The sequence below is a fragment of the Algibacter sp. genome, assembly GCF_049667265.1.
Classification (GTDB): Bacteria; Bacteroidota; Bacteroidia; order Flavobacteriales; family Flavobacteriaceae; genus Algibacter_B.
In genome coordinates, this window is sequence record NZ_JBATHX010000191.1 from 1 (window position 1) to 11,398 (window position 11,398).

An 11,398-nucleotide genomic window follows, 5' to 3' on the forward strand; every position below is an offset into this window, starting at 1 on the left:
TAGTAATATCATTCCAAACGCCGTTGGCTAATATAATTGTTGAACCTGAAGTAGCATTTGTAATAGCATTTTGAAGTTCGGTATTATTTGTAACAATTTGAGCATGAATATTAGCAATCAAGAAAGACACAATTAAAAACAAATATTTTTTCATGGATATTAGGATGTGTGTTTTTGGTAAACCAAACTGGTATACCAATCCAAATATAATACAAAGATTTTCTAATTTTAAATTATATATTAAAACTAGGGTTAATTAAGAAATATTGATAAACCCATGATCTTTAGCATGCTGTAGCGCTTGACCACCGTCTTCTATGAGAAGTATGGGAGCTATATCAAAATCTTTATAAAGTTGCTTTACTTTAGCAATTTTACCTTTATCGTTAACACTTCTTAAATATATAGCTGTAATATTGTTAGGGTTACTTTCTGCTATTTCTAAGTATATTGCTGGATCATGCTCACCACTATCACCAATTAAAATAAATTTAAGGTTTGGATAAGTTTTAATAAGATTCAAAATTTCCTTTTGTTTCTGTGGTATTTTATCATCACCTTTTTTAGAAAAAAGTTTAGGAAAACTTCTTAAAATTATTGGGCCCTTTGGAAAGTTGTTTTTATTTAAAAACAATTCTAAATACCGGTATAAATTCCAAGGACTATGGCTGACATAAAAGATAGGATTTGCCTCTTGGCCAGATTTCCCTTTATGCAATAAATGATAAAACTCTGGACTGCCTAGTAATGGTAAACGCTTTTCAGGCGATTTAAATAAGGTATTAATTATAACACGCCATTTTAAAATTGAGGTTACACCAGTATGTAAAATGGTGTCGTCAATATCGCTAATAACTCCAAAGGATGCGTTATTTGATGGAATAAGCATTTCAGCTGGGAATCTATTTTCTGACTGAATGACTCTAGTAATTTTTTCCTGCTGATATGAGAATTCTATCTTTACCCAACCTTGTTCATTAATATGATCACTTAAATCATCAACTGGTTCATTTAAAAGAAAATAACCTCTGTGATCCGTTTTTGTATAGTAGAATTTATCTTTTCCTATTCTAACACGAAGTTCCGTATGTTTAATCTCGTCCGTTTCAAATCGCTTCCATGCATTAAAAAGCAATTTAATAGCATTTTGATTCTCCAGATTAATACTTTCATCTTCAATGGCTCGTCCTCTTAAATATAGATGGTTTGATTTACCATAGGTTTGAAAAGCAATTATTTGAAGTGGATCTTTTTTAAACATAGATATTTTGATTGTACATAAAAATACAAAAACCACGTTAGCAAACGTGGTTTTTATAAAATTTCGAAAAGAAAATAAGTGAATTATTTTACAACTTCTTCCTCAATCTCTTTTATGATTTTTTTAGTTTCAACCATAATATCTCTTTCATCCGCTTTTAATGAACTAATACTGGCTTTTACTTCTGCTTCAGTTCCTTCAAAAGTTTCATAATTTGTTGATGATTCACCGTTTTTGGTTGTTACAGTTGTCACTACAGCTTTAGTAGTTCCATCATCATTTTTTGTCATTTCTACTTTAATTTCTTTAGAAACTTCAACTTGCTCTGCAGTATTTATGTTGTTTGCATAAGCTGAAATATCACTAGCATCCATTGCTATACTTGGTGCAATTACCAAGGCAACAACCGACATTAATTTTAATAAGATATTTAAAGAAGGTCCTGAAGTATCTTTAAATGGATCTCCAACAGTATCACCTACAACAGCCGCTTTATGAGCATCTGTTCCTTTTTTACCTTGCTCTTCGATAGTTTTCTTAGCGTTATCCCAAGCACCCCCGGCGTTAGATTGGAAGATTGCCATTAGCACCCCACAAGTTGTAACACCTGCAAGAAGTCCACCAAGCATTTCAGCACCACCTATAAAACCAACAGCAACTGGAACAGCACTAGCTAATAAACCAGGCAATACCATTTCTTTAATGGATGCTTTAGTTGAAATATCAATACATTTTCCATAATCTGCTACACCATCAGCTGCATCAAAAATAGCTCTATCAGCAGGAGTTGCTTTGGTCATGTCTGAATCATATTTTCTCATAACACCCAAAGCCGCTTTAAGCTCAGGAATATCTCTAAATTGACGACGCACTTCTTCAATCATTGCCATAGCCGCTCTACCAACAGCGTTCATAGACAACGCAGAAAACACAAATGGTAACATTCCACCAACTAATAATCCAGCCATAATTTTAGGCTGAGACACATCAATGGCGGTTACATGAGCTGTTTTCATAAAAGCAGCAAATAATGCTAAAGCCGTTAATGCAGCAGAAGCAATGGCGAAACCTTTACCAACTGCTGCAGTTGTATTACCAACAGCATCTAATTTATCAGTACGTTCACGAACTTCACTAGGTAATTCAGCCATTTCAGCAATACCACCTGCATTATCACAAATAGGACCATAAGCATCAACTGCTAATTGAATTCCTGTATTTGCTAACATACCAACAGCAGCGATAGCGATACCATATAATCCAGCAAAATGATGAGAAATCATAATAGCGGCAGCAATTAAAAGAATAGGAATCATTGTTGACATCATACCAACACCTAAACCAGCAATTATATTTGTCGCAGCACCTGTTTCAGATTGCTCAACAATTGACATAACAGGTTTTTTACCTGTTGCCGTATAATATTCAGTTATTTTACCAACACCTAAACCAGCTACTAAACCAGCAATAGTTGCCCAAAATACACCCATTGCTCCAAAAGGTAAACCTTCAACGGATTCAGGAATTAATGCATTAATTATAAAATATGACGCTACAACCATTAATCCAGCTGAACCAAATTCACCAATATTTAAAGCAGTTTGTGGATTTCCACCATCTTTTACTTTTACAAAAAATGTTCCTAGTATAGACATGATGATACCAACAGCACCAAGCACTAAAGGCAAGTAAACAGCTCCTAAACCATCAAAACCAGGTGTTAGAATAAAAGCTCCTAATACCATAGTACCTATTATAGAACCTACATAAGATTCAAATAAATCAGCTCCCATTCCAGCGACATCTCCAACATTATCACCAACATTATCTGCAATAGTTGCAGGATTTAACGGGTGATCTTCTGGAATACCAGCTTCAACTTTACCAACTAAATCAGCTCCAACATCGGCAGCTTTTGTGTAGATTCCACCACCAACACGTGCAAATAATGCAATTGATGACGCTCCTAACGAAAATCCTGAAAGTACATTTAATACCATTCCAAGATTTTCGGCTCCAGGCCACATACCTTGATACAGCATAAATAAACCGCTTAACCCTAAGATACCTAAACCTACAACACCTAAGCCCATTACAGCTCCACCAGCAAACGCAACTTCTAATGCGCGTCCTAATGATGTTCTTGCAGCTTCAGTAGTTCTAACATTAGCTTTGGTTGCCACTTTCATTCCGATGAATCCAGCCAAAGCAGAACAAATAGCTCCCACAATAAATGATATTGCTACCATTCCGTTAGAACCTGCTTCCGAAGCACCCTTAAAATATAAAAGGATAGCAACTGCTATCACAAAAATTGCTAAAACCTTGTATTCGGCTTTTAAAAATGCCATGGCACCATCAGCGATATTTTTAGCGATACGTGACATTTTTTCATTACCTACTTCTTGTTTTGAAACCCATCCGCTTTTTAGAAAAACGAATATTAAAGCTACAACACCAAAAAGCGGTAAAAATTTTACTATTAATTCCATATTCAATTAGTTAGTTATTAAATAAATTATTTTTTTAAAACCCCAAAAGTATGGAAATTAATGTGATAAAAAAAGCCACTATTAATTTAAGATATGGTATTTAAAACACCATTAAAATATTATATTTTCAATACTATGACATATGTTAGTTTTTGGTCAAGATTATAATCGAAATTACGTATTGAATCTTAGTTTACAATAGTTAATATCAATTCAAAAAAATGCTTTATAACTTTTTTAACAAAAAAACCATCTTAAGTTAAAGATGGTTTTTTTTTTGATTTTTTATGAATTTGACAAACTAGATTGTAAACGTGCGTTTTTTCTTATGTTCACTATTGTCATATCGGGCAACACACTCATGGTATATTTTAACTGCTTCCTCAGCATTTCCCCAGCCTCCAGTATCTACTTTTTTCTTCTCTAAATCTTTATAAACCTGAAAGAAATGCTCTATTTCTTTCAAACGATGCGGATTTAAATCACTAATATCATAGTTATTACTCCAAATAGGATCAGAAACCGGAACGCAAATAATTTTCTCATCTGGTCCTTTTTCATCTGTCATATGGAACACACCAATAGGTCTCACTTCCATAACAACCATCGGATAAGTTGGCTCTGTTCCCATAACCAAAACATCCAACGGATCTTGATCTAATGCTAAAGTTTCTGGAATAAATCCGTAATCACCAGGATACATCATGGAAGAAAATAACATACGATCAAATCGGATTTTGTGTAAGGTAAAATCGTATTCGTATTTATTTCTACTCCCTTTTGGTATTTCAATTAACACATCGAATGTTAATGATTGTTTCTCTTTTTCACTCATATAAATTATTTTTACTACCTTATATTCAGATATATAAATTATCATTATTACGCTACAAATGTACAGAACACTTTGCCTTTAAGCAACTTTAAAATTTCACTTAACCTATTTTTATTTAGTATTAATCTAAACACTAGGATATTTTAATATTGAAAGAAATAATTGACAATAATTACTATATTGTGCCTGACTAATTTAAATACATAATCGCTCATGAGAATTTTGATTTCTTTTCTTCTATTTTTTGCACTTTCAATTCAAGCACAGAACCAACCATGGCAAGGGAAATTTGAACCTATTGATAATATGATTGCCCCACCTAACACCTACAGAACTGCAAGTGGAGCTCCAGGAAAAGCTTATTGGCAACAGCGTGCTGATTATAAAATTAAAGCTGAAATTGATGAGAAAACTAATTCCCTTTCAGGTGAAGAAACCATCACTTATTTTAATAACTCTCCAGACGATTTAAGTTATTTATGGATTCAACTGGAACAAAATGTAAACAAAAAAGAAAATGAAGATTTTGGTGCTATAAATAATAGAATGAAAGATTCTATAACCACCAGGCAGATGCAATTTCTAACACGCGCGATCGATTTCCCTGCAGGATATACTATTAAATCGGTAAAAGATGCCTCAGGAAATAATATTAAAACCATGGTTAATAATACCATGATGAAAGTTAAATTGAATAGCATATTAAAATCAGGTGAATCTACGAGTCTTTCAATTTCTTGGTCTTATCCAATTACAGATAGAAGCATGTATTTACTGTCTCGAGAAGGTTATGAATACTTTCCTGAAGATGATAATACCGTATATTTAATTGCACATTGGTTTCCTAGAATGGCGGTTTATAATGATACCGAAGGCTGGCAAAATCAACAATTTCAAAAACTTGGAGAATTTGCTTTAGAGTTTGGCGATTATGATGTTGAAATTACCGTTCCTGAAGATCATATAATTGCCTCTACTGGATTGCTTCAAAACAGCGAATCTATTTTAACAAAAACTCAGCGAAAAAGATTGGATGAAGCCAGAAAATCTTTTGATAAACCGGTTATGATTATTACAAAGGAAGAGGCTGAAACTAATGAAAAACAAAAATCTTCAAAACAAAAAACTTGGAAATTTACCGCCAAAAATGTCAGAGATTTTGCTTTTGCATCGTCCAGAAAATTTATGTGGGATGCACAAGCTGTAAAATTACCAACTAATACGGTTATGGCCATGTCATTCTATCCAAAAGAAGGTTTACCTGTTTGGCAAGAAGAATCTACAATGGCCATTATGCATGCTTTAGAAGTGTATTCAGAAGCTACTTTCGACTATCCGTATCCAGTTTGTATTTCGGTTAATACATCAAATATTGGTATGGAATTTCCAATGATTAGTTTTAATGGCGGAAGACCTGTTGATGGCGAAATAAGTGAAAGAGCAAAACAAGGCATGGTGGGTACTATAATTCATGAAGTTGGGCATAACTGGTTCCCTATGATTGTAAGTTCAGACGAACGTAAATGGATGTGGATGGATGAAGGCTTAAACACCTTTTTACATCAAAGAACCGTTACTGAACGTTACCCAGAATATAACAACGTGACGCCTAAAAGTATTGTGCCTTTTATGAGTGGTGATAAAAATATTTTACGCCCCATTATGACAAATTCTGATAATGAACTTATGTCGCAATTTGGTGCTAATTTTTATCTTAAACCGACGGTTGGTTTACAAATGCTTAGAAACTCTATCATTGGAAAAGAACTTTTTGATGAAGCATTTAAAGAATATGCAAACCGTTGGAAATACAAACACCCAAATCCAGGAGATTTATTTAGAACGCTTGAAGATGCTACCGCTACAGATTTAGACTGGTTTTACAGAGGTTGGTTTTTTACAACTGATAATGTAGACATGGAATTAAGCAATGTAAAATGGTTTAAAGTTTTTGAAGAGGATTCTAATATTGAAGATCAAAAAAGTAAATCGAAAGTCAAAATTGCATCACAAAGTACTACCAACGAAACGGATGAAAAAGACTTTAAAAATGGACCCGAAGTAATTACTATGACTGCTACGCCAGATAATGCTTATGGCCAATTTCTATCTCGAATAGACGAGCCAGAAGTACGCAAACAGCTAGCTGGAAAAAATATTTATGAAGTAACCATAAAGAATAAAGGCGGATTAGTTATGCCTGTAACCATTGAATGGATCTTTACTGATGGAACTTCCGAAATAGACACCTTGCCTTCAGATATCTGGAGAAGAAACGAATATGAAATTCAAGAAACTTTTATTAAAGACAAAGAAGTTAGTAAAGTAAATTTAGATCCTAATTTTGAATTTGCTGATACCGATATGACTAACAATACGTTTCCTAAAGAGGATGAAAAATCGGGTTTTGACACTTTTAAAAATAAAAAAACCAATAATTAATTACCCAATTAGAAATTTAATTTTTATTTTTATTTTAAATATGTTTCATTCTCCCAAGACATATATAGCAGTTATAAATATTTAAAACTCATAAAAATTTATGTGTTTTAATAAATTTTTGAAAAAAAGTTCGCTATATATGATTTTTAGATTTTTAAAACACTTACTTTCAATAACTTTTATTTTGTGCTTTGCGCTGCAATCCTTTGGGCAAAATCAACAAGAGTCCTATAGTATCCTATTCATTGGAAACAGCCTAACTTCAACCAATGATTTACCAAATTTGATAAAAACAAGAGCAAAATACTCAGGATATCATTTAGAAACTGAGATGATTGCGGAACCAAATTATTCAATATCTGATCATTGGAAAAAAGGCCATGTTCAAAAACTAATAAAAAGTAGAAAATTCGATATTGTTATAATACAACAAGGGCCATCATCTCAGCCTCATGGTAAAAAGATGTTAATTGAATACGGTAAAAAATATCAAGACATCTGCAAGGAGAACCACGCATTGTTAGCCTATTTTATGGTTTGGCCCTCACTAGACAATTACGATTCTTTTGAAAACGTTATAAAAAATTACGAATTAGCTGCAGAAATCAATAACGCCATTTTATTACCAGTAGGATCCGTTTGGGAAAATTATTTCGAAAGTTCAAAAAAGTTTGATTATTACGGCCCTGATAATTTCCATCCTTCGAATAAAGGAAGTGAAATAGCGGCTAATGTCATAACTAAAATTCTAACCAAACATTTAAAAAAACCATAAAATTATTACAAAAATACCTTAAAATTAAACATTTTTTATACGAAATTACTTATATTTGATACAACCAACCAAACCAATCTCATATGAGAAACCTAATCTCACTCACTATATTATTATCGTCCTTTTTAATATTCAGTCAAAATACGCCTTGTTCTAATTTTAAAACAGGTGAATTTAAATATTCAAATCCTATTTACTCAGAATGGTCAATTACAAGAACAGATTCTGTTCAAATTGAGATTAACAGTAAGTCTGGGATTCAAATTTATAGCTTAATTGAGTGGACAAATGATTGTGAATACGTACTTACCTGTACCAATGCTCAAAATACAAATCCGAATAATTTTATTGGTAAAGTTTTTATAGTAACTTTTACTAATACCTTTTCTGATGGATATAATTGTATTTCAAAAAGTACCGATCCTCAAATTAAATCTTTAGAATTAGAAATAATTAAAGTAAAATAAAGAGCAAAATAGTCATTTTCTTTCCACTCTGGAAACCTCAATACATTACAAAAAATACGTAGTAATGCTTATTTTTTATATACAATTTTAAGGCTACCTTTATATACCAACCTTTTAAAACCAAATAGTTATGATACGCCTTAGCTTAAACCCCTCCATTATTAAAAAGTTGAATTTCAATAAAAAAAATGAAACTTTAGAAATAGAATTCAAGCGTCATATAAAAACGGCGCAATGTATTAACATTCCACTTTCTATTTTACAGGATTACATAGCTTCATTAAAAAATGATGACATTATGGAAGTAGAAGACCAGTTTCCATCTACTTTAAAAATAGTTCATTCTAATTTTAAACTAGCTTTAAATTAAATACGCTCAATTCTAGCGCCAATAGCTCGTAAACGTTCATCAATATTTTCGTAACCACGATCTATCTGCTCTATATTCTGAATTGTAGAGGTTCCTTTGGCTGAAAGTGCCGCAATTAATAACGAAACACCCGCACGAATATCTGGCGAGGTCATGGTTGTTGCTTTAAGTGTCGATTTAAAATCATGGCCAATAACGGTAGCACGATGCGGATCGCAAAGTATTATTTTGGCACCCATATCAATTAGTTTATCCACAAAGAACAAACGGCTTTCAAACATTTTTTGATGTATTAAAACGCTTCCTTTTGCTTGCGTTGCTACCACCAAAATAATGCTCAATAAATCTGGCGTAAATCCTGGCCACGGTGCATCAGAAATGGTCAATATAGAACCATCAATAAAACTTTGTATTTCATAACCGTTGGTATGCGCAGGAATATGAATATCATCGCCTATTCTTTCAACAGTTATACCTAATTTTCTAAAAACTGAAGGAATAACTCCCAAATCATCCCAAGATACATTGGTTATAGTCAATTCACTTTTTGTCATAGCTGCAAGTCCAATCCAACTTCCAATTTCAATCATATCCGGAAGCATCGTGTGGTCAGTACCCCCTAATTTATCAACACCATCAATAACTAACATATTAGAACCTACACCGCTAATTTTGGCACCCATTCTATTCAACATTTTACAAAGTTGCTGCAAATAAGGTTCGCAAGCGGCGTTATAAATTGTTGTTTGGCCTTCTGCTAAAACAGCAGCCATTACAATATTAGCAGTTCCAGTAACAGAAGCTTCTTCAAGCAACATGTAAGTTCCTTTTAGTTTTTTTGCTTCAACACCATAAAACTGCTCTTCCTTGCTATAGCGAAATTTAGCACCAAGCTTAATTAAGCCTTCAAAATGCGTATCCAATCGGCGTCTTCCAATTTTATCACCACCTGGTTTTGGGATATAGCCTCTGCCAAATCGCGCTAATAAAGGGCCAACAATCATAATGGACCCACGTAAACCGCGACCATCAATTTTAAATTGATCTGATTCTAGGTATTTTAGGTCAACATTATCAGCTTTAAAAGTGTACGTGCCTTTTTTTAGTTTTTCAACTTTTACACCTAACTTTTTTAGTAAGCTTATTAGTTTATTAACATCAACAATATCTGGGATATTATTAATCGTTACAAGTTCCGGAGTTAATAAAACAGCACATAAAATTTGTAATGCTTCGTTTTTGGCACCTTGAGGTTGTATTTTTCCTTTTAATTGGTGACCACCTTCAATTTTAAATGTTCCCATGCTTTGATTAGTAGCGTTTTCTTTGGCGGTTATTAGTATTCTTTTTGTGGTGTGTTTTTTTACTGCTGTTAGTATTTGAGTACTTCCCTTTAGTACGCAACAAACTTGTAGAATCAGACAAATCTTCTTCCGTATTTTTCAAGTTTATTTTTCCATCAGAAAGTTCAAATAAATGGTCGTAAATAACCGAATCTTCCACAGTATCCTTATTCCAATTCAAAAAACACTTTTTCATGTGGTTTGCAATGGTATAAGTCAATGCTTCTTTAAGTTCGCCTTCTTCCCAAGTATTGGCAACATCAATCATGGTTTTAATATTATTTCCATAAAAACGATATTTCGGGAAATTCTGAGGATATTCTAACGGCTCTGGTCGCTCTTCATAAATTTCCTTGGTAGGAATTTCATAAGGCGAATCAACATCCAATTCAAAATTAGACATGATAAAAAGTTGATCCCAAAGTTTATGCTGAAAATCAGGAACGTCTCTTAAATGCGGTTGCATATTCCCCATTACGGCAATAATAGCTTTCGCCACTTTGTTACGTTCTTCTTTTGTTTCAAAGGTTTTAGCATGATTAATCATTTTCTGCATATGGCGACCATATTCAGGAATAATTAAATGTTCACGCTCTGTGTTGTATTCTAAATTATCTATCAAAATAAATGTGTAGAGTTTAAGGTTTTTGCATGTAGTTTTCTATGCATGCGCAAAATACAAAAAAAAATTAAAGACTAATCACACCCTCAATCTTTTCTGCAACTTCTTTGTATTTACTAATCACAGCATCAGGGTTTTTCATGGTTACATTAATGGAAACACTTGTATATTTCCCGTTTTTAGACTCCTTAGTTTCAATAACAGCCCCCAAATAATTAAAAATGTCTTCTATTTTAATAATCTTTTCTTTATCAGTAACCACTATAAATTTATATAAATATTCCGATGGCCAAAGCGCAGTATCTAACAACTGACCCTTTAATTTTTTGTAAAACTCTTCAGAATCTGGAGGTGTGCTCATAGGTTTAAAAATTATGGCGCAAATATACGTTACCAGAATAGAATTAAAAAAAATTAAAATCTTATTATTTGGGCGCTCCCTAAAAAGGTCGGGCTTTCCGTTACAAGTCCTCGCACCTCCTGCGTCGGGCTGTGGGCTTTCTTCTGCAATCCCTAGCGCAACCACTTGCAAACAAAAAACCAAACCTAAAAACCATGGACTATTTGCAATTGTTCGGCTTCCGCTTTTTTTTAATCATTTAAATTCCGATTTTTACAACAAATAATTTGCCATTGAGTACTAAAAAAATAGTCATTACGGGAGGTCCAGGAACTGGAAAATCTACCTTAGTTAACGAGCTTATAAACAGAGGTCATATTTGTCTTGAGGAAATTTCTAGACAAGTTATTTTAGACGCCAAAAAACAAGGCATCGATCAACTATTTTTAAC

At 33.0% G+C, this 11,398-nt stretch carries 11 protein-coding genes; 5 read left to right on the forward strand and 6 right to left on the reverse strand.

Annotated features, from left to right (window positions below):
• Positions 1-256: 256 nt before the first annotated feature.
• From WBN21_RS07245 to WBN21_RS07255, 3 genes are all read right to left on the reverse strand, one after another.
• Positions 257-1,261 (reverse strand): App1 family protein, encoded by a 1,005-nt coding sequence (locus WBN21_RS07245; protein ID WP_424198861.1) that lies wholly within the window; start codon positions 1,259-1,261, stop codon positions 257-259.
• An 83-nt stretch (positions 1,262-1,344) separates the two neighbouring features.
• Entirely contained in the window at positions 1,345-3,753 is a 2,409-nt protein-coding gene (locus WBN21_RS07250; protein WP_424198863.1) for a sodium-translocating pyrophosphatase, read from the reverse strand.
• Positions 3,754-4,054: 301 nt separating this feature from the next.
• Positions 4,055-4,588: an inorganic diphosphatase gene (locus tag WBN21_RS07255; protein WP_424198865.1), complete on the reverse strand. Its 534-nt coding sequence runs from the start codon at positions 4,586-4,588 to the stop codon at positions 4,055-4,057.
• 213 nt (positions 4,589-4,801) lie between these two features.
• Between WBN21_RS07255 and WBN21_RS07260 the strand changes: the two genes are divergently transcribed.
• The 4 genes from WBN21_RS07260 (at position 4,802) to WBN21_RS07275 (ending at position 8,642) form a co-directional block, all read left to right on the forward strand.
• Positions 4,802-7,030: a M1 family metallopeptidase gene (locus WBN21_RS07260; protein ID WP_424198867.1), complete on the forward strand. Its 2,229-nt coding sequence runs from the start codon at positions 4,802-4,804 to the stop codon at positions 7,028-7,030.
• A gap of 139 nt (positions 7,031-7,169) precedes the next feature.
• A complete protein-coding gene (locus WBN21_RS07265; protein WP_424198869.1) occupies positions 7,170-7,805 on the forward strand; it encodes an SGNH/GDSL hydrolase family protein in 636 nt (211 codons plus the stop codon).
• 83 nt (positions 7,806-7,888) lie between these two features.
• Positions 7,889-8,272, forward strand: a complete 384-nt coding sequence (locus WBN21_RS07270; RefSeq protein ID WP_424198871.1) for a hypothetical protein — start codon at positions 7,889-7,891, stop codon at positions 8,270-8,272.
• 130 nt (positions 8,273-8,402) lie between these two features.
• Complete coding sequence (locus WBN21_RS07275; RefSeq protein WP_424198873.1) at positions 8,403-8,642, forward strand: hypothetical protein; 240 nt, start codon at positions 8,403-8,405, stop codon at positions 8,640-8,642.
• On the opposite strand, the gene murA is transcribed toward WBN21_RS07275, so the two are convergent.
• From murA to WBN21_RS07290, 3 genes are all read right to left on the reverse strand, one after another.
• Entirely contained in the window at positions 8,639-9,946 is a 1,308-nt protein-coding gene (gene murA / locus WBN21_RS07280) for a UDP-N-acetylglucosamine 1-carboxyvinyltransferase (protein ID WP_424198875.1), read from the reverse strand. The two genes, WBN21_RS07275 and murA, sit on opposite strands and share 4 nt — an antisense overlap.
• A 7-nt stretch (positions 9,947-9,953) precedes the next feature.
• On the reverse strand, positions 9,954-10,607 hold the full coding sequence (locus tag WBN21_RS07285; RefSeq protein ID WP_424198877.1) for a DUF4290 domain-containing protein: 654 nt from the start codon (positions 10,605-10,607) through the stop codon (positions 9,954-9,956).
• A 67-nt stretch (positions 10,608-10,674) separates the two neighbouring features.
• A complete protein-coding gene (locus WBN21_RS07290) occupies positions 10,675-10,968 on the reverse strand; it encodes a DUF493 family protein (RefSeq protein ID WP_424198879.1) in 294 nt (97 codons plus the stop codon).
• A gap of 272 nt (positions 10,969-11,240) precedes the next feature.
• Between WBN21_RS07290 and WBN21_RS07295 the strand changes: the two genes are divergently transcribed.
• A partial coding sequence (locus tag WBN21_RS07295) for an AAA family ATPase (RefSeq protein WP_424198881.1) occupies positions 11,241-11,398 on the forward strand: 158 nt, incomplete at its 3' end.

Bases quoted from the DNA above. Each gene is read 5' to 3' on its own strand.
- WBN21_RS07275 (WP_424198873.1), top strand. From the start codon at position 8,403: ATGATACGCCTTAGCTTAAACCCCTCCATTATTAAAAAGTTGAATTTC.
- WBN21_RS07290 (WP_424198879.1), bottom strand. From the start codon at position 10,968: ATGAGCACACCTCCAGATTCTGAAGAGTTTTACAAAAAATTAAAGGGT.
- WBN21_RS07265 (WP_424198869.1), top strand. From the start codon at position 7,170: ATGATTTTTAGATTTTTAAAACACTTACTTTCAATAACTTTTATTTTG.
- WBN21_RS07255 (WP_424198865.1), bottom strand. From the start codon at position 4,588: ATGAGTGAAAAAGAGAAACAATCATTAACATTCGATGTGTTAATTGAA.
- WBN21_RS07270 (WP_424198871.1), top strand. From the start codon at position 7,889: ATGAGAAACCTAATCTCACTCACTATATTATTATCGTCCTTTTTAATA.
- WBN21_RS07260 (WP_424198867.1), top strand. From the start codon at position 4,802: ATGAGAATTTTGATTTCTTTTCTTCTATTTTTTGCACTTTCAATTCAA.
- murA (WP_424198875.1), bottom strand. From the start codon at position 9,946: ATGGGAACATTTAAAATTGAAGGTGGTCACCAATTAAAAGGAAAAATA.
- WBN21_RS07250 (WP_424198863.1), bottom strand. From the start codon at position 3,753: ATGGAATTAATAGTAAAATTTTTACCGCTTTTTGGTGTTGTAGCTTTA.
- WBN21_RS07245 (WP_424198861.1), bottom strand. From the start codon at position 1,261: ATGTTTAAAAAAGATCCACTTCAAATAATTGCTTTTCAAACCTATGGT.